16 protein-coding genes and 1 tRNA gene are annotated in these 19,538 nt (G+C 52.4%); 8 read left to right on the top strand and 9 right to left on the bottom strand.

The window, feature by feature from the left end:
- Nucleotides 1-37: 37 nt before the first annotated feature.
- Genes NH461_RS06585 through fhuB form a run of 3 tightly spaced genes read left to right on the top strand, consistent with a single transcriptional unit; the run spans nt 38 to nt 3,746 of the window.
- Nucleotides 38-820: an ABC transporter ATP-binding protein gene (locus tag NH461_RS06585; RefSeq protein ID WP_261602444.1), complete on the top strand. Its 783-nt coding sequence runs from the start codon at nt 38-40 to the stop codon at nt 818-820.
- On the top strand, nt 814-1,788 hold the full coding sequence (locus NH461_RS06580) for an iron-siderophore ABC transporter substrate-binding protein (RefSeq protein ID WP_261602443.1): 975 nt from the start codon (nt 814-816) through the stop codon (nt 1,786-1,788). The genes NH461_RS06585 and NH461_RS06580 overlap by 7 nt, the downstream gene beginning before the upstream one ends.
- Nucleotides 1,785-3,746 (top strand): Fe(3+)-hydroxamate ABC transporter permease FhuB, encoded by a 1,962-nt coding sequence (fhuB, locus tag NH461_RS06575; protein WP_261602442.1) that lies wholly within the window; start codon nt 1,785-1,787, stop codon nt 3,744-3,746. Before NH461_RS06580 ends, fhuB begins: the two co-directional genes overlap by 4 nt.
- Before the next feature lie 229 nt (nt 3,747-3,975).
- Here fhuB and NH461_RS06570 read toward each other — a convergent pair whose 3' ends face one another.
- Nucleotides 3,976-5,994, bottom strand: a complete 2,019-nt coding sequence (locus NH461_RS06570; RefSeq protein ID WP_261602441.1) for a TonB-dependent siderophore receptor — start codon at nt 5,992-5,994, stop codon at nt 3,976-3,978.
- A 109-nt stretch (nt 5,995-6,103) separates the two neighbouring features.
- Between NH461_RS06570 and NH461_RS06565 the strand changes: the two genes are divergently transcribed.
- The gene (locus tag NH461_RS06565) at nt 6,104-7,084 is read left to right on the top strand and encodes a helix-turn-helix domain-containing protein (protein ID WP_261602440.1); all 981 of its coding nucleotides are present in this window, start codon (nt 6,104-6,106) and stop codon (nt 7,082-7,084) included.
- A gap of 225 nt (nt 7,085-7,309) precedes the next feature.
- Here NH461_RS06565 and vctC read toward each other — a convergent pair whose 3' ends face one another.
- From vctC to NH461_RS06535, 6 genes are all read right to left on the bottom strand, one after another.
- On the bottom strand, nt 7,310-8,065 hold the full coding sequence (vctC, locus tag NH461_RS06560) for an iron chelate ABC transporter ATP-binding protein VctC (protein WP_261602848.1): 756 nt from the start codon (nt 8,063-8,065) through the stop codon (nt 7,310-7,312).
- Nucleotides 8,066-8,072: 7 nt separating this feature from the next.
- Nucleotides 8,073-9,023: an iron chelate uptake ABC transporter family permease subunit gene (locus NH461_RS06555; protein ID WP_261602439.1), complete on the bottom strand. Its 951-nt coding sequence runs from the start codon at nt 9,021-9,023 to the stop codon at nt 8,073-8,075.
- Nucleotides 9,013-9,951, bottom strand: coding sequence for an iron chelate uptake ABC transporter permease subunit VctD (vctD, locus tag NH461_RS06550; protein ID WP_261602438.1), 939 nt, complete (start codon nt 9,949-9,951; stop codon nt 9,013-9,015). Before vctD ends, NH461_RS06555 begins: the two co-directional genes overlap by 11 nt.
- Before the next feature lie 29 nt (nt 9,952-9,980).
- Complete coding sequence (locus NH461_RS06545; protein ID WP_261602437.1) at nt 9,981-10,889, bottom strand: siderophore ABC transporter substrate-binding protein; 909 nt, start codon at nt 10,887-10,889, stop codon at nt 9,981-9,983.
- Between the two features lie 226 nt (nt 10,890-11,115).
- Nucleotides 11,116-12,693: a peptide ABC transporter substrate-binding protein gene (locus NH461_RS06540; protein WP_261602847.1), complete on the bottom strand. Its 1,578-nt coding sequence runs from the start codon at nt 12,691-12,693 to the stop codon at nt 11,116-11,118.
- Nucleotides 12,694-13,111: 418 nt separating this feature from the next.
- Nucleotides 13,112-13,423, bottom strand: coding sequence for a DUF4198 domain-containing protein (locus NH461_RS06535; RefSeq protein ID WP_261602436.1), 312 nt, complete (start codon nt 13,421-13,423; stop codon nt 13,112-13,114).
- Nucleotides 13,424-13,710: 287 nt separating this feature from the next.
- Here NH461_RS06535 and NH461_RS06530 point away from each other — a divergent pair, with 287 nt between their 5' ends.
- The 3 genes from NH461_RS06530 (at nt 13,711) to NH461_RS06520 (ending at nt 17,130) form a co-directional block, all read left to right on the top strand.
- The gene (locus tag NH461_RS06530; RefSeq protein WP_261602435.1) at nt 13,711-14,193 is read left to right on the top strand and encodes a DUF3015 domain-containing protein; all 483 of its coding nucleotides are present in this window, start codon (nt 13,711-13,713) and stop codon (nt 14,191-14,193) included.
- A gap of 99 nt (nt 14,194-14,292) precedes the next feature.
- A complete protein-coding gene (locus NH461_RS06525; RefSeq protein ID WP_261602434.1) occupies nt 14,293-16,176 on the top strand; it encodes a DUF4105 domain-containing protein in 1,884 nt (627 codons plus the stop codon).
- Between the two features lie 51 nt (nt 16,177-16,227).
- Entirely contained in the window at nt 16,228-17,130 is a 903-nt protein-coding gene (locus NH461_RS06520; protein WP_261602433.1) for an alpha/beta hydrolase, read from the top strand.
- Between the two features lie 13 nt (nt 17,131-17,143).
- On the opposite strand, the gene NH461_RS06515 is transcribed toward NH461_RS06520, so the two are convergent.
- Nucleotides 17,144-18,166, bottom strand: a complete 1,023-nt coding sequence (locus NH461_RS06515; protein ID WP_261602432.1) for a GGDEF domain-containing protein — start codon at nt 18,164-18,166, stop codon at nt 17,144-17,146.
- Between the two features lie 96 nt (nt 18,167-18,262).
- Here NH461_RS06515 and NH461_RS06510 point away from each other — a divergent pair, with 96 nt between their 5' ends.
- Entirely contained in the window at nt 18,263-19,321 is a 1,059-nt protein-coding gene (locus NH461_RS06510; RefSeq protein ID WP_261602431.1) for a linear amide C-N hydrolase, read from the top strand.
- A gap of 119 nt (nt 19,322-19,440) precedes the next feature.
- Here NH461_RS06510 and NH461_RS06505 read toward each other — a convergent pair.
- Nucleotides 19,441-19,531: transfer RNA gene (locus tag NH461_RS06505), tRNA-Asp, on the bottom strand.
- Nucleotides 19,532-19,538: the final 7 nt, after the last annotated feature.

Here is a 19,538-nt window from a genome sequence, read left to right as displayed (position 1 = left end):
TTGCATTATTTTGAAAAGCTTATTGGGAACTTACACCATGTTTGAGCTGAACAATATCCGGATGCATCGTGACGGCCGGGATATTCTGACGATTGATCAGTTATCGATCCGCAGCGATGGCTTAACCGTGATTCTGGGCCATAACGGCTCCGGGAAGTCGACGCTGGTCAACCTGCTATCCGGCCAGCTGGCACCAGATCAGGGCACGATTGCTTTGAATCACCAACCGCTGGCACGTCTTTCCGCCAAAGCGCTCGCCCGGGAGATTGCTTTTTTGCCGCAAAAATTGCCGGATGTGGCGGGTTTGACCGTCCGTGAACTGGTTCGCCTCGGCCGTTTCCCCTGGCGCGGCACGCTGGGCCGGTGGCAGAAGCAGGACAACGACATCATCACCGAAGCCATGCGCCAAACCGGCACCCTCCCATTTGCCGACAGCCTTGCCGATCAACTCTCCGGCGGCGAACGACAGCGGGCCTGGATCGCCATGCTGCTGGCACAGCAATCTCCGGTGCTGATCCTTGATGAGCCGACATCAGCCTTGGATATCAGCCATCAATACCAACTGATGTCCCTGCTGGCCGAACTCAACGCCAAGACCGACTGCGGTATTCTCGTGATCCTGCACGATCTCAACCTCGCCCTGCGCTATGCCAGCCATATCGTAGCGCTGAAACAGGGTCAGGTGATCTTCAATGGGGCCAGCGAGCATATGCTCAGCGAGTCAAAACTATCTGAGCTCTATGGCGCTGACATCAAACTGATTGATCACCCAGCCCCCGTATCTTCTTCTCAATCGAACAAGGTGGCCGTTGTATGTTAAATCTCCGCTGGCTTCGCCGCGCATCGACACACTCCCGTGCTCAACAGAGCCGATTGGCCCTCTTCACTCTGCTCGGTACACTGCTCAGCATATTATTCAGTGCGTCCAGCCTGGCTGCCATTACTGTCACCGACAGCCTCGGCGAGCACCAACTCGCAGCCCATCCCCAGCGCATTGTCGCCCTCAACTGGGACTTAGCGGAACAACTGCTGGAGCTGGATGTGGTCCCAGTGGGTGTCCCTAATATTAAGGACTACCGTGAATGGGTGGTCCAACCGGCGATGCCGGATCAGGTCGCCGACATCGGCACCCGCGCCGAGCCGAACCTGGAAAAGCTGGCCGAGCTCAAGCCCGACTTAATTCTGGCTGCTTCCCCTCAGCGTGACCTGATCCCGCGTCTGGCTCAAATTGCCCCGGTGCTGTATTACAGCACCTACAGCAAGGACAGCAACAGCGCGGAAATGGCCATCAACAATTATCGTCTAATCGCCGAAGTGGTCGGGAAATCAGCACTAGCCGAACAAAAACTCACGGCGATGCAGACCCGCATCGCGACCCTCAAGGCTGAGCTGCTGAGCGCATTTCAGGGCCAGCTTCCCCCGGTCGTTGCCATGCGCTTTGCCAGTAAAACTTCGGTCTACATCTACGGCGAAAACTCCACGACGGAATACGCCCTGCAGCAGCTCGGGCTAAAATCAGCCCTGCCGCAACCGGCAACCGAATGGGGCATTGTGCAAAAGCGGATCACCGACTTGCAGCATGTCGGCAGCGGCTACGTTCTTTACTTTGAACCTTTTCATGAAGAAAAAGCGCTGCAGAAATCCGTGCTGTGGCAAGCGATGCCCTTTGTTCGGATGAAGCATGTCAATCGCGTTCCTTCGGTATGGAATTACGGTGGTGCGATGTCGATCCAATACATCGCTGAAGGCATGGCCCACAGCCTGTTGGAGATTGCACCGAAACCATGAACAGAGCCATCACTTACATTCCGCTGTTACTTCTGCTCGCCATTGGTAGCCTGCAAATCGGGAATGAACTTCCGTTTGAGCGTCAGATCCACTTACTGCTGGGCGACACGGCACAAGAATTTGCCGATTTTGCCTTTACCTATGCCCAGCTCCCGCGGCTAATCATGGCGATGTTAGTCGGTGCCATGCTGGGTCTGGTGGGTAGCCTGATGCAACAGCTTACCCAGAACCCGCTCACTTCTCCCCTGACCCTTGGCACCTCTTCCGGCGCCTGGCTGGCGCTGATCATCATCAATGTCTGGTTCCCGGACAGTGTGGCCGATCTCAGCGCCGCTGCCGCTATGACCGGTGCGATGTTGGCCCTGCTGTTGGTGATCACCATAGCCGGACCGCGCAACATGACCGGTTTGCCGTTGGTGCTCTCCGGCATGGTCGTCAATATTCTGCTCGGGGCGATCGCAACGGCGATTATCCTGCTCAACGAGCAGTATGCCCAGAATGTCTTTATCTGGGGCGCCGGTGATTTAACCCAGAACGGCTGGGAGTGGGTTCAGTGGCTGCTGCCGCGCATCTCCGTAGCGCTGCTCCTGCTGCTGCTGGCGCCTCGGGTCCTGACCCTGATGCGCTTAGGTCACCAGGGCGCCGCAGCTCGCGGGCTCAATGTGATCCCGATGTTTCTCCTGCTGATCGGGATCGGGCTGTGGCTGGTTGCCGCGTCCATTACCGCTGTTGGGGTGATCAGTTTCATCGGCTTACTGACACCGAATATTGCCCGGGCACTGGGGGCGCGAACGCCAAAAGCCGAGCTCTGGACCAGCATGATCTTAGGTAGTCTGCTGCTGCTCTTCACCGACAGTGCCGCCATCTTGCTGAGCCAATGGACCCTGGATGCACTCCCGAGCGGCACCACAGCCGCAGCCATTGGCGCCCCGGCGCTACTTTGGTTCAGTCGCAGAAAGCTCAAGGCTCAGGATCAGCTCTCCATCAAGCTACCGCCGAGTCGGGCGCGGTTGTCGTCGTTGACTCTGCCGATCCTGTCCCTCACGGTGCTGGGCTTGATTGCCCTCAGCCTGACGTTTGTTCCGAGTGAGCACAACTGGACGATGGCCCTGCCGAACTCATACCAATTGGAGCTGCGCTGGCCGAGGATCCTGACCGCACTGAGTGCCGGATTGGGTCTTGCACTGGCCGGAACTATCCTGCAACGCCTGATCTATAACCCGCTGGCCAGCCCGGATATTCTAGGCATCTCCGCGGGTGCCACCTTTGCGCTGGTCGCCAGCAGCGTGTTTGTCGGCGGCAGTATCTTTGCCTCGGGCTCCATGCTGGCCTTTAGTGGCAGCATGTTGGTCTTAGGGCTGCTGTTATTGCTGGGTCGACGACACCAGTTCGCGCCTTCAAGCCTGATCTTAATCGGGATCGCCATCACGGCCCTGATTGAAGCGCTGGTCCAGTTCGCCCTCGCCAGAGGAACAGAAGACAGCTACAGCATTATTCGCTGGCTGGCAGGTTCAACGTATCGGGTAACTCCGGACGGCGCAATGTTGCTCTTTGCCGGTGTCATGCTGTTGTTCGTGTTTACCTTGAGCACGGCCCGGTGGCTGACCCTGATTTCAGCCGGTCGGCAGTTTGCCGCTGCGCGTGGGCTGAATGTCCCGCTCGCCAGCGTGCTCCTCTTGTGTGTGGTTGCCCTGCTATGTGCGCTCGTCACCACCACCATGGGCCCGGTTGCCTTTGTCGGTTTGCTCGCACCTCACATGGCGGTCATGCTGGGCGCGAAGCAGGTTCGCAGTCAGCTCCTTATTGCTGGTTTGGTCGGCGGAGCACTGATGCTATTTGCCGACGGGTTAGGTCAGGCCATCGTCTACCCGATGCAAATTGCAGCCGGCACGCTGGTGTCGGTGATCGGCGGGACCTACTTCTTACTACTGCTGATCCGCGATCGCAGCCAAACATAAGTCGATACGCAAACGCCTCACTCAACCGCCCTTCGGGCGGTTTTTCATACCGGTGATGGCCTGCGGGTCCCAGCCTCTCCACAAACCTATCACCTGCCATCCCGTCATCCCGTCATCCCGTCATCCCGTCATCCTGGCCGTGCCATAACACCACCGAGCAAATACAAAAAAATCGACCCACCAGCTGGTGGGTCGATTATCCGTGTCTTTCAGTTTTCTATCGGCAGGCTTAGAACTGGTAAGCGGCCGACAGTTTGAAGTTACGTCCTGGCTCGTAGTCGTTTAAATTAATGGTGCCGCGTGCTACACCCGAGCGAGATGCATGTGAGGTATAGGTTTCATCAAACAGGTTATCGATCCCGAAGGTTACGCTCAGACCTTCAACCTTGGAAGGTACCCACTGCGCATAAATGTTATGAACATCGTAACCTTCTTTCTCCGGCTGATCGGCCAGGACGTTGTCTTCATCCAGAACCACAATCGAGGTTAGGCCGAAAATCGTTTCCAAGGATTCAGACTGGTAATCCAGGGTCAGGGCAATGCTGTCACCCACATCCATGCTGCGACCATTTTCAAGCAGAACCGGCTTACCTGTGTCTTTGTATTCCGTATCCGACTTGGCATAAGACAGCTTGCTGTTGAACATTCCCAGTCCATAGCTGGCACTGGCTTCAAAACCCGTAATTTCTACATCACCAGCATTTGAAACTAGATATGTTTTCGATGCGTCTTGGTAGTTAGTCACAATGTAGTCATCAATACCGGTTTTAAATACCGTGACATTGGCACCAACACGATGCTCACCAAAGTTCTTGCCGTAACGCACACCACCTTGGGTGTTCAGACCGGTTTCCGCTTTGATATCATCGGCCAGGAACGCAACATCCTGGTACTTCACATAAGTTTCAAACAGTTCCGGACCTTTAAACAAGGAGCGCGCGTTAGCAAACACCGTCCAGTCTTGCGTCATATTCCACTCGGTGCCCAAAGCCCAGGTCACTTCATCGAAGTTATCCGTACCCGTGACGGCTTCACGCTTGTAATCGTCGTAACGCAGGCCGGCAGTTACGGAGAAATCATCGGTGAAGAAGATTTTATTTTCAGCAAATACAGCGGCACTTTTTGCCTTTTCATCCATGAACTTAACGCCACCATAGGTGCTTTCGCTGTCTTTGTTCATGTAGTCCAGACCGTAAGTGATCTGGTTTGCCAGGGATACCAATGCCAGTTGAGACTGGAATTTCACGTTCACACCCGTGTTGGTATTTTCCGCGCTGCTCTCAGACAAACGGTTACCCGGCCAGCGAACACCATATTCACTCAGTACCGCTTCGTTGCGGGTGATTTCTGTTTTGCTGGTATACAACGCCACTTTACCCATGTGCTGGCCGGCATCTAATTCATAGCTCAGCGTGATGGTGTCACGATCATAGTCGGTCGGGATCACCGCTTCCTTAGAAAGCTCACCATTGGCACTGCCGCCCATGTCCGGACGCGGGCTGTAGTCACCGCTGTCACGATACAGGTCGTAAGCCAATTCAAACCGGTGCTGCTCACTTGGCTCGACACCGACTTTACCCAGGATGTTGTAAGTATCCCCTTTGGCACCAATGGTTTTGTGACCTTCCCCATCTTCAAAGTTGTCACGGGTAATATAGTGGCCGTAAATCATGGCATCGACGGTATCCGTCAGTTGACCGTATACCGTCAAAGAGCCTTGCTGGCTATCATTGGTCTGGTAGCCGCCAAACACACGGGCACCAAATCGTTCGTTATAACCCAGCAGGTCTTTGGCATCTTTGGTTTCAAAGTAAACCGCGCCGCCAAGACCGTTTTGCGTCACGGAGTTGTTCCCCACTTGAATATCGGCAGATTTCAAAATGTCCGGGTTCAAAGTCAGGTTGCCGATATGGTGGAACATGTTGGCGTGTTGCGATGCGCCATCCAAACGAATATCCAGATCAGTTTCGCTCAAACCACGAATGCTAATCCGCTGGTTTACGGAATGCGTCCCGCCGACATCAACCCCTGGAATATCACGCAGCAGATCCGACATGTGGTCCGCCTGCTTTAATGACATATCTTGCGAATACAGCGACTCCGAGTTACTGGAAACTTTCGTTCCCCAAACGACCATTTCATCAAAATAAGACTGCTCTTCTTCAGCATAGGCACCTGAAGAGAGCGCCATACCGATAGCAAGACAAAGCAAAGATGGTTTAGCAGGCGTATTTTTTACCCATTCCATGAAATAACTTCCCAAACACAAATGATAACAATTCGCAGGTATGATAGGATTGATTCTCATTAACTAAAAGATAAATAACTTATGCGAAACTGCACAGTAGTTATTAGGAATGGTCAAAATGACGTTTTCGCGGGAAGAAAATAGAAAAATAAAGAAAACTGTTCTAACGAAAAAAATAGAGTGCCACGATAAACAACTGATTCTGATGCAGGAGCGAACTCAAGAAACCCCACTCGCGGAAGGGGACTTCATCGCATACCGCTTTCATGACAACATCACAGTACACGGTGGAACCAGCTCCGAACTGGCAGATTCCAATATGGTTTCAGCTGTGCCCCCGTCATTTATCGTTACGGTATTGCTTCAGGGGCAATTAAGGTTCAGCTATGATGATTTAGAATTTCACTTGGATTCAAAAACCAAGCCATGTGCGGTGGTTGTCAATTTAGCCAAACCCGCCAACTTTCGTCGGGAGTTCAGAGCCGGTAATCAAGTCAGCAAACTCAATCTCTGCTTTCACCCGTCCTGGATTACCCAGCGCGCCGGCCTTGACTGCCCGGTGCAACAATTCAGCCGTTATCATAAAGCCCATCAACACATCGAGCTGGATCAGGAGATGCTCGAACTGACGCATGCACTGATGGCGTTGTCGCACCCACAAACATTTCAAGAAAAAATGCGGTTTGAAATTTTAACCCACACGTTAGCGGCCCGTGTCCTAAACCAACTAACCCAGGGCTCATTTCAAGTTGAAACCGATATCATCACGCCACGTTATTCTCAGGTGACTCATATCGTTAATTATATAGAGAAGAACCTGGACCAGAATTTATCGCTGGAACACTTAGCGGCGCAATTCTCCATGAGCGTCTCGAACCTGCAACGACGCTTTAAACAAAATCTCAACCTGACCGTCAGCGGTTATATCCGGCTTCGCCGCCTGGAAATAGCCAAGCAGCAATTAGAGCGTGGGCAAATTACCATTACCGAAGCCGCTTATGAAGCGGGCTATCAGCACCCCTCAAACTTTACCAGCGCCTTCAAACGGGCCTTTGGGGTGCCGCCGCAACAAATTTATGCCACCAAATAACGGGAGTCACTGCCAACCATTGACAAGCCATTAGCGCACCGTTGGCAAACCGCTTCGCCATCCTGTGAATTGTGTTTGGGTGGGTTGGGATACGGCAAGGATACGCCCGCTTTCATTCAGAGTCCGAAGTGGCACAGAAGTTCCACCGCGATGACAAACAGCCCTAAAAAAGCCGCCTTCAAATGAAGGCGGCTTTGCTGTTGGTTGGAAATTGTCTCAAACGACTCAGTGATAGGTGCACATCCGCTTGCCGTCCACTTCGACAATATTGAATGGCGTTTCGTAAATCTCACTCAGTACCGACGCCTGAATCACGTCATTGACAGTGCCACTGGCCACCACTTCGCCGCGCTTGAGCGCAATAATGATGTCGGAATAGCAAGCGGCAAAATTGATATCGTGGATCACCACCACCACCGCCTTATTCATGTCGCGAGCCAGACGGCGGATATTCTTCATGATCTGAAGCGAGTGTTTAATATCGAGATTATTCAGTGGTTCATCCAGAAACACATAGTCTGTGTCCTGGGCAATCACCATGGCAATGAATGCCAGCTGACGCTGACCGCCACTCAACTCATCGAGGTATTTATGCTGAATGGCAGTCAACCCGAGGTATTCGATCGCATTATTGATCTCATCCTGATCCTGCGCATTCAGCTTCCCTTGCGAGTAAGGAAAACGGCCGAAAGCGACCATTTCCCGGACGGTAAACCGCATGGTGATATTATTGGCCTGGCGCAGCACGGCCAGCTTCTTGGCCAGCTGCTTGGTATCCCATTCCGCCAGATCTTTACAGTCAATCACCACACTGCCGCTGTCTTTCGGCAGCAGGCGGCTCGCCATCGACAATAAGGTACTTTTCCCGGCCCCGTTGGGTCCAATAATGGAAGTGACTTTCCCTTTTTCGAACTGGGCACTCGCCTGACTCACCACTTTACTGTGGCCGAAGGTTTTCGTTAACTTGTCTACGATAATCATCACGGACCTACACAATCTTGTTTCTGAACAACATCGACAGGAAGTAAGCCCCACCAATGAAATTGATCACCACACTTAACGTGGTTTCGAAGTGGAAGATGTTTTCGATCACCCACTGGCCCGAGAGCAATGCGCACACCGCCAACAACGAACAGCCAATCATCAGCACTCGGTGGTGATATGTCCCGAACGCTTCGCGGGCCAAATTGGTCACCAGCAGGCCGAAGAACATGATCGGGCCAACCAGTGCCGTCGAGACCGCAATCAGAAATGCCGACAACATCAGCACCTGCATGGTGGTTCGCCGAACATCCACGCCCAAACTGATGGCATTGTCGTGATCGAGCCAGAACACATCCAGCACCCGGTTCATTCGGAACAGAGCCGCACTGGCGGCCACCAATAATGGCAAGCACAGATACACCAGCTCAACTTTCACATTACTGAAGCTGGCAAACAGATTGGCCTGAACCGTCGAAAACTCGTTCGGATCCATCAGCATGGTAAAAAATGACGAGACATTGATAAACAGCTGGCCGAGGATCAGTCCCAATAACAAGAGGGTGAATAAATTTCGGCCCTGCTTGGCAAAGTAAAAGCCAAACAGCAGCAGCGAAAACAGTACCATCACCCCGGCAGAGAGCGAGAAGTTCAGATAAGCATTGAGGCTGTAAGCACTGAAACTCCCGAACAGCGTCACCACGCTGACCTGCGTCAGAACATACAGCGAATCAAAGCCCATAATGCTGGGGGTCAGGATCCGGTTATGGGTGATGGTCTGGAACACCAGGGATGACTGCGCAATCGCCACACCAGCCAACACCATCGCCAGCACCTTCGGCACCCGGCGAGACAGAAAATACACATAGTTATCCGCATTGAGCCCGACACCGATAAATAAGGCAGCAAACACCAGTGAAGTGATGCCCAAAATCCAGAGCTTACGACTATCCGACACGTTTTTGTCCTCCCAGGATCAGGAAAATAAACACGCCGCCGCCCAAAATGCTGATCACCATCGAAATCGGCACTTCGTACGGGAAGATGATCAAGCGGCCAATCAGGTCACATCCAAGCACCAGCAAGGCGCCACATACCGCCGTCAACGGAATATTCTTGCGCAGATTATCGCCAAAGAAGTGACTGACCAGATTCGGGACAATCAGCCCCAGGAACGGGAGCTGGCCGACAATCATCACCACGCTGGCTGCCAGCACCGAGACCAGCAGCACACCAATCGTCACCACTTGCTGATAATTCAGCCCCAGGTTTACCGCGAAGTCTTTGCCGAGCCCAACGGCGGAAATACGCGTCGCATACAGATAACTGAAAATCGCAATTGGGACGGCTATATAGAGCAGCTCAAAATCCCCTTGCAGGATATTGGCAAAATTGGCCACCGTCCAACCGGACAAGTTCTGCACCGCATCGTATTTATAGGCGATAAACGTTGCGGCAGAGTCGACGACATTGCCGAAAATAATGCCGATCAACGGGATAAAAATGGCGTTTTTGAACTGGATCCGCTGAATGAACTGCACAAATACCAGCGTACCGGCCATCGCAACCCCGAAGATCAGCCACAGGTTGTGGCCGTGTCCGAACAGGACCAGGCTCAGCACATAGCCCAGCATGGCACACTCGATGGTGCCGGACGTGGAAGGCGCAGCAAACCGGTTCTGGCTGATTTGCTGCATAATGAGTCCCGCGATGCTTAAACCAGCGCCGGCCAGCAAAATTGCCAGCAGCCGTGGCAGTCGACTCGTTAAAAGCAAATGCAGCGAACTCTCATCACCAGCCATCACCTGGCTGAACGACAGTTCGCTGACACCAACAAATAACGAGGCCAGACTTAAACCCGCGAGAACAAGCAATAACTTTTTCAAAGCTAACCTCAGCTTGTCGGGCGGTTCAATCAGAGACCGATGGACTGTTTCACATCACTGATCATCTGCTCGGTCGCAGTCACGCCCGAAATCGACACATACCAGGCGTTCAGATCCAGGAAGGTCATCTTGTTGTTCTGGTAAGCTTGGGTCGCTTTGATCAGATCATTTTCAAAATCCTGGCGCGTCGTGCTCTCGCCTTTATTCACCAGCTTGTCGCGGTCAATAATCAGCAGGGTCTGCGGATTGGCTTTGCGAATGTATTCGTAGGAAATCAAGTCGCCATGATTACTGGTTTTGATACTTTTCGCCGCTTCTTTAAACCCGAAGTCTTTATAAATCGCAGAGAAGCGCGACTGGGCACCGAAGGTGGTAATGTTGCCACCCGAGCTCATCACAGTCAGTGCATTCACTTCATGTTTCTGGTTGTAATCACGAACGGCTTTGAACTCAGCGTCCAGTGCCTCAATTTTCTGCTCGACCTTGGCTTCAATCGCAAATACCTTGCCCAGGTTCCGCCACTGCTGTTTCGTGCTTTCCCAGTAGCCTTTATCGCTCTCGGCGGCAAACACAATCGTCGGCGCAATCTTGGACAATTCGTCATAACTGGTCGATGCGCGCGCGCCGGCAATAATCAAATCCGGCTTTTGCATATAGATGGTTTCAAAGTCTGGTTCGAACAGGCTGCCCGCAGCGGCATATTTTGCATCTTTATACTTGTGCAGGTATTCAGGTAGCTGCGCGACCTTATTCACCGCCACAGGTTCAATACCAAATTTGTCCACAGCATCCAAGGCGCCCATGCCAAGGACAACGACACGTTTTGGCGTCTCATTAATGACGGTTTCCCCCATCCGGTGCTCAATCGTGACCGGCGCGGCCAATGCGGGTAGTGAGGTACAAAGACCGAGTAATACTGATGCTGCAATTTTGTTCATAAGAATTAAAAACCTTAATGAAATCCATTATCATAACCGTTTGCAATATACTCTCAGTTGGCACTGTATTCAACCTATTGGACATCCGTCCCACAGAAATCAAACAGACCATCACAATAACCGAACAGTCAGGTTGAAGAATCAGCAATTCACGATCAAAAAAGGGGCTCAAAGCCCCTTTCATCGCAGTATGAACCACCTCCCCGTCATATCCATGCAATGAATATTATTGGGCGATAAAATACATATCTTTGGCGTAAATGTTTCCTTTCGGGTTATTTTCCGGGAAGCCCTGCAAAGAGCTGCGCACCAGCCGTGTATGGTTATAGTGATAGAGCGGGATCACCGGTGAGTTCTCCAGGAGGATCTGCTCAGCTTGACTGAACAACGCATAGCGCTGGGCCTTTTCAGGCGTGTTGGCCGCTTGGTTGAGCAAGCGATCAAAGGTTTGATTACAAAAACCGCTTTCATTGCCGACATGACCGCATGTGAAGCTTTCCAGCACCGAGGATGGCTCCGCAAAGTCACCAAACGCATATGAGCGGGCCACGGTAAAATCCCCGGTCGATTTGGCCGCCAGATAGGCATTCCATTCCATATTTTCCAGCTCGACTTTCACCCCCAGCTGTTTCCACATTGAGGCAATCGCCAGGGCAATTTTCTTATGGTTTTCACTGGTGTTGTAAGTCAGCTTCACTGTCAACGGCTTAGCTTGACTATATCCAGCCTTGCTTAACAGTTCGCGTGCCTGCGCGAGCTTTTCCGGTCGGGATTGCGATGCAAACGCCGGTTCCGGCGCCTGATAGCCCGGTATGATATCCGGCACCACAGAATAGGCCGGTGGCTCGCCCTGACCGGTGACTTTCTCCACCAGCAACTGCCGGTCTATCACCAAATTCAGCGCCCGGCGTATATCCGGGTTATCAAACGGTGCCACCCGGGTATTGAAGGCATAGACGTAAGATCCCAACAGCCGCAACGCTTTAATCTGCTCCGGATTGGTTTGTTTGAGCTTCTGGTAGTATTCCAGCTGGACCCGGTTGGTCATATCAATTTCACCGGCCCGATAGCGGGTCAGCTCAGCATTTTGTGAAGAGAGGGCCAGATAAGTGACACCGTCGATCACCGTTGTCTCGTTGTCCCGGTAGTGGGGATTTCGCACCACCTCAACTTTTTCGTTCGGCACCCACTGTTTCAGCACATAAGCACCATTGGACACAAAGTGCTCCGCACGAGTCCAGGCGTCCCCGTATTGCTCCACCACCGCACGGGGAACCGGGAAGAATGTTTTGATGCTCATCAGACTGAGGAAATACGGCGTCGGCCGCGCCAGGGTAATGACTAACGTACCGTCATCCGGCGCCTGAACCCCGAGCGTCGAAGCGGGTTTCTCCCCGGCAATAATCGCCTCAGCATTCAGCACATTGGCGGTCTGAAAATAAAAGCTGGTGGTATTGCCGGTACTCGGATCCACCGCCCGTCGCCAGGCATACACAAAGTCCTGTGCGGTCAACGGCGAACCATCGGACCACTGTAACTGATCACGCAATTTGAACGTGATGGTTTGGCCGTCTTTTGAAATCGTCCAGAATGCCGCCTGCCCCGGAATGGTTTCTCCTTGCAGATTTTCAATCACCAGCCCTTCGAACAGATCATTAACGATCACATCGCCCGGACTACCCGAACCTACCAGGCCCGGATCAAGGGTATTCGGCTCTGCGCCGTTTGCTCGCACCAAGTATTGCTCTTTCGCCAGGGCCACCCCACTCGGGACTTCAGCCGCCAAGGCTGACAACGTCGGCATCCCCAATACAGCACTGACCAAGGTTGATAACAGAATCTTTTTCAAGACAAATTCCCTCTTTTATTTCATAAACTTATAGTCAAACGATGCAAGCAATCATTGCGGCACCGATAAGACCCGAAGCGCAACCTGAATTCAACATCCATATCAGACTAAGTTATTCCATATTCCTCTAATAAACGCCAACCCGGACTTCACAAAAAAACAACGGGCGGTCAATTAGGTCGCGAAACTTTGTGTCGCATCGAGAGCTTTGGGAACATCAGGAATTGAGTGAATGGCGAAAGCGCAGAGAGGGGCAATCAATAAAAGCGGGAGAAAGCTGAGGAGATAAAGAAATTCATGAGCCCTAATGGGCCCATGAAACAAGCGGGTCTGCAGAAGCGCGACTTCTCAACAGAACAAGCGCCTTATCACATCAACGCTTCTTGTCTGAGTGGAACGCAAATTTGCTATACACATTCCCTTCCTGGGTCACAGCCCGGTATTTTATGGCTCGTGAGTTCGTCACTGAGATCGGCAAAAAGACCCGGCCGTTTTCGTCCGTTTGATATTTCTGACGCGCCTGCGGCAAATTAACAACGGACACCGTCGCGTTCGCTGCCGGTGCTCCCTGATGGGTCACCGTCACCCAGGCACCGTTTTCCCGGTCAGAAATTTTGATATCGGCAAAGGCTGCCGTCGACAGGGTGACTGCCACAGCTGCCAGTACAAGTTGCGCTTTTTTCATAGTTCTTCTCCGTCATCTGTACATCGCTGCCCGAAAACAGCATGCCCATCACACAATGAGGAATCGTGGGCTCCTTGTAATCATAGCCGTCCTGCGAAGAAAGTTGCTGCCTACTCAGTCAACCTCATGAGAATCCCGGTTGGAACCCACTTCAGACTATGAGTAAAAAATGACTTCTTTCATATTGAATCAAATAACGAGATTAACTATCATCTTGCCTCTTATGATACATGTTACCTAGCCTAGTCAGGCACATGTATCTGAATAGGGACAAATAAGGAACAATAATGAAAAAACTAATTACCGCGGTGGCTATCGCTTCTGCAGTTTTCGCTGCACCAATGTCAATGGCTGAAGAAAAAGCATCATCAGGTATGAACCCTTGGACTGACTGTGGTATCGGTGCCATGCTGTTCGAAGATAGCGAAGTCGCAGCGGCAGTATCGAACGTTATTTGGGATCTGGGCACAACAGCTGTAACCTCAGCTGGTCTGTCTGAAAACACTTGTGCCGGCGCCAATGTGAAGACAGCGATGTTCATCCAGCAAAGCTACAACAACATCATTGAAGAAACTGCGATTGGCAACGGTGAGCACATCACAGCCATGCTTGATCTGCTGGAAGTCACTCCGGCCGCTCGCGCTGACGTGATCGCAGCCGTCCGTACCGACATGGCTGGTATTGTTAGCCAACCAAGCTACGCGAATGCAACTACAGCTGAAAAAGCTGAGCTTTACTACAACGCGCTGATTGCCAACACTGCGGCCTAATCTATCGCGATGTATTGAAAAGGCGGCCTGAGGCTGCCTTTTTTCTTTCTGCTTCGTTTTTCTGCCTTGGTAGCCACCCTCTTGCGTAGTTCTTCATCCATGCACAAACATTTCTTGCTCCCGGCACTGCTTTGCATCTGTCCTGCAATCGCCCAGACGACACAAGCCGCAGCCCTCGATGAACCCTGGCTTGCCGCTGCACAACAGCAACAGTTAGCCCAGCACCCGACTTGGCTCAAGCTGGGTCACTATGAAAAAAGCACTTTTTCAAGCGAACATGCCAGTGAGGTAACCTCAGAGCATTTTTTTCTGGCACCCACGGGAAAAACATCCCCCGCAGATGAACTGAACGCAACCATCACCGCCCTACTGCGCCAGGAAACCCAGCCGGATGCCTCAGCTCAATGCCGTTTTCCGGCCAGAAAACACTGGCTGTCGCAAATGCTACCGGGGTTCGCACAGGCCCTGCCGACTGTTGCGTGTCCGGAATACGCAGCGCATGCCGCTGAGCACACGGCAAATTCGCTCAGTCTGCTGTTTGCATCCGGCTATTTGGGCAACCCGGCTTCAATGTACGGCCACCTGCTGGTGAAACTCAACACTGATGACAAAACACCGCTACTTGAAAACACCCTGAACTACGGAGCCATGGTGCCGCCGCAGGACAATAAACTCAAATACATCACCTGGGGTATTTTTGGCGGATACCAGGCACAGTACTCATCCGAACCATTCCATCGTCACAGCCAGATTTATAACGAAAAAGAACTGCGCGATCTGTGGGAATATCAGTTGGATCTGACCCAGGAGCAAGTCGACTTTATCCTGGCCCATCACTGGGAAATCCATGATAAGACCTTTACCTATTATTTCTTTAAACAAAACTGTGCCTACCATATCGCCAGACTCTTAGAGCTGGCGGTTGACGGTTCATTGTTAAATGCCCGAAAGCCCTGGGTGATGCCCTCCGATGTCGTCGCAGGTGTCGCTGGGGTAAACCGGGATCAGGCAGTGGTCAAGGTAATTCGAAAGCACCAGTCCCGGCAGGAAGCATTTTATGAGAAATTTCATCAGTTAAGCCATGAGGAGCAGGCTGCCGCAGAAACCCTGGCGCAAGATATGGAAGCGCTGAATCAGTCGGTTTTTCTCAGTCAGAGTACACTGAGTCAAAAGCGTATTATTGAAACCCTGTTTGATTACTATAGTTTTCTGGAAGTCTCTTTAGACGGGCTTGACCCCGAGCAACACGACGCCAAGCGGAAACTGCTCGCCAAGCGGTTTACGCTTCCGGCAACGCCCGTTGACTGGAAAACACCAACAGTCACACCGCCGCACGAAGCGCAGTTTCCTTCCTTCGTCCAGCTGGCACCAACCTACAACTCACGCTTGGGGGAAGGGGTCGAATTGCGGTACCGGGCCAATTATTATGACTTGCTGGCCCTTGATGCCGGACGCCTGCCCTTCTCTGAACTCTCGATGTTCGATCTCTCGTTGCTGTACCGGGATCAACAATGGCGCCTCAAGTCCTGGGACTTGTTCCGGATCCAGAACCTGAACGCATCCAGCACCGGACTGCCCTATGACGGCGGTAACAGTTGGACCCTGCGCGTCGGGGTGAGCAATGTTGACTTAACATGTGACGACTGCCTGGTGGCCGGGATCTCAGGTTCCTGGGGAAAAAGCTACCGCCTGAATCCGCAGAGCGCAATATACGGCATGCTTGATGGCAAGCTGCAAGCTCCCGACCGGGAGCGTGGCCATGCCAAAGCCGGTGTTTCCGCAGGATTGGTCTCCCGACTGACCCCGTACTGGCGAACATCCCTTGCTGTCGGCTATCACTACTATCTGGATAATACCGAACAGCACGGGCACAGCCTGGCGTGGGAGCAACGCTTCGGGCAGGCGAAAGACTGGGATATCCGGACCCAAGTCAGCTACGACGGAGCGACAGAAACCAATGTGTCTTATCGATATTACTGGTAAGCCCGATCGCGGACACTACACTAAGGACACGTGGAAAAGGGGGAGAGGCCAATGCGTAAGTTCTGGATCCTAGTCATCTGCACTTGGCTCACCACCAGCCTGACCGGCTGCGAAAGCCTGTTTTTCTGGCCGACAAAAAAAATGGCACCAACACCGGAGATGTTTGATTTCACCAAGCGGGATCGGTTCTTTCGCACCGAAGACGGCACCATCATCCATGGCTGGCAAATTCAGGCCAAAGGCCCCGGGAAAGGCACCATCTTTTTTCTTCACGGTAATGCGCAAAACCTGAGTTTTCACGCCGCCAATGTCTATTGGCTCGCCGAGCAAGGCTGGGAAGTCGTGTTGATCGACTACCGTGGCTACGGACGCTCTGTCGGTCGGCCCGATTTTGCCTCGGTGCAGCAAGACGCGTTGGACAGCTACCGGATGGTACGCGCCCAGCAAACGGTAAACCGACCGGTGATCGTCTGGGGACAAAGCCTTGGCGCATCCATCGCCATTAACATGGTCGCGGAACTGCCTCCCGCCGAGCGGCCACAGGGCCTGATCATCGACAGTACTTTCAGCTCACACCAAAAAATCATGCAGCAGACCCTGGGCAAGTCCTGGCTCACCTGGCTTTTTCAGTACCCGCTCAGCTGGACGGTGACCAATCACTACGCGCCGTCACTCGCCATTGCGAGCATCCAGCAAGTGCCGATTCTGATTGCGCACAGCATTAACGATCCTTTAATCGACGAAAGCCACGCGCAGACCCTGTTTGACCTGGCGAACGGCCCCAAACAGTTATGGCTGTCCGAACAACCAGGACATATTACGATTTGGCATAATGAAACATGGCGAGAAAAACTGTTCTGCCAGCTCAACAGCTGGCCGGCCCTGAAACCTCAAGAGCAGGCCTGTAGCGAGCTGGCCGAGGATACCAACTCTCTCATCCTCTCACAACGCTAAGTCGCTCCACCACTCAGCAGGACGGCAGAGGACCTGAAGAGGAAACAACCCGGTTCCGCCCCTGCAGTTTCGCGGCGTACAAGCGCTCATCGGCGATTCGCAACACATCATCTTCACTCTGCTCAGGGGTAAACTGTGCAATCCCCAGACTCACCGTCACCCCGATAGGGTAGCCCTGAGTGACAAACTCAGTCGTCTCAATCCCCGCCCTGATGGACTCAGCAAGCTGTTCAGCGCCGCTCAGGCCCTTTGCCACCAACACGCAGAACTCTTCTCCCCCCTGGCGGTACACTGCGTCCTCCCCGGCAATGCCGGCAATACAGCGCGTCACTTTTTTCAGAACATCGTCCCCCGCCTCATGGCCGTAGGTATCATTGATCCGTTTAAAATGGTCAATATCCAGCACCACAATCGACAGCACTTTCTTCTGCCGACGTTTTGCCTGAATGTCTTTTTTAAAAGCCAACCGATTTTTGGCCCCGGTCAGCGCATCCGTCAATGCGAGCACGTGCAGGGCTTGCTCAATTCTATCGCGATTCGATTCATAAACATGAGACACGCCAAGAATACTGATATAGCAAAAAGAGAAATTGATGAGCACCGGGATGATCTGGAAAGGCGGGTCAACTGGCTGTTTAAAAAATAAAATAGCCGTCAGAACAGCCAGTGACGCCAGCGATACAACGAACCCCTGCTTTTTCCCCAATAATAAATAAAACACAATGGGGAGCAGAAAGGCCCACATATAGACCCCCATCAGCAGCGGCTTGGCATATATCGCATAACTCACCAAGACAAAAAGGAATAGCAAATAACAATTCTTTTCCCTTAGCGTATAAGTCTGACGCTTGGATTTCACATATAAGAAATATGACAGAACGGCAAAAATACCTTCGATCAGAGCGAACAGATAAGACTGACTCCAAAGTATATTGGCAACAGCCATCAGGGCGGCCAATACCCCTAAGGCGATACACATGCCCCCGAGCACACGTGCGCGCAAGGTTTGCGTTCCATCAAAGGCGTCAAAACGCATAAAAATCACATTCCTTAATGAAAATCAACACATTAGAATACAGAACGCCCATTGTAATTACAACTTAGTTAATAATACCCCGGAGGAAACAAACCTGTGTGCACCCGAATATTAAACACTATCCACCCCGACTTTCCAGTGACCTCTCGCAATATGGACTGGTTCTGGCCGGTCAATGCTGCCTTATTTACTTTTCCTGAAGGTGAACGACGAAACGGCTTATCCGAAGCTGCCCGAGAACATTTTAAACTCGAACAATGCGACGTGTTTTCCTGGGTGTCAAAATACGCCAGTATTGCGAGCGTGATGGGGGATGAAAATACGGATTACTCCACCATTGACGGCATGAACGCGCCCGGACTCGTTGTCAACGCGCTGTATGATTCCGATTCAAGCTATGGCGAGCTGAAACACCCAATGGGAAAATCCGTCCTCAGTGCGCTTCGCTGGGCTCAATTTGTTTTAGATTCTTTTGCGACCGTTGCGCAAACCACGGCATACTTCCGCGCTGTCCCGTTCCGGCTGATTTCGCAGCCGGTTCCGGATCACTCGGAGATGCAGGCAGCACTCCACCTGGCCATTTCTGATCGCCACGGTGACTCCGCGGTGATCGAAGTCAGGCAAGGTATTTTCCAGATCCACCACAACTCAGCCGATCGTATTGTTACAAATCAACCTGACTACAACACCCAGCAGACCCTGACCCAGTATTGGCAGTATCAGTGGGGGATCTCACCAGCGAGAAACCCCCACCCGACTCGCTATTCTGTTCCGGGCGGGAACAGCGCCACCCAGCACTTTGAACGAGCCAGCTTTTATCTGACGTTTTCCAAACCGGCCACCTCACATCCGGCTGTGATTGCCCAGACGCGCTCGCTGGCAGCCACATGCGCGGTGCCAATGCACTTCAATCCCGAAAATAGTGAACGCGCGTCCTACAGCATCTGGACCAATCTCAGCGATCCAATCGGACAGCGGTATTACTTTATCGACACCGAAACCATAGCTCCGGCATGGCTCAGTTTTTCGCAGGCCATTTCACAATGCCGGAAAGTCACTGTACAACAGGAATCGCCAACCGCGACAGGGCTAGAGATACGCACCGGCGATCTACAAGATTTACTGACACCGTGTGCAAACCCGTACCTTGGGTAAACCGTCAGCGTTGAGGTAACCGTTTCACTCCGGTGCTGACCCGACACCGGCAGTCGCAGAGAATAGAACCACGAGAAAAGCAAAAAGCCCCGACATTTCTGTCGGGGCTTTTCTAAATCTGGAGCGACACACGAGGTTCCTGATCTTCAAGGAAATCGGCGTGACCTCAACCTTGACAAGGTTGCGCTCTACCAACTGAGCTAGTGTCGCATAATAT

The sequence above is a fragment of the Photobacterium sp. TY1-4 genome, assembly GCF_025398175.1.
Lineage (GTDB): Bacteria > Pseudomonadota > Gammaproteobacteria > Enterobacterales > Vibrionaceae > Photobacterium.
This window is presented reverse-complemented; position numbering and strand designations above follow the sequence as displayed.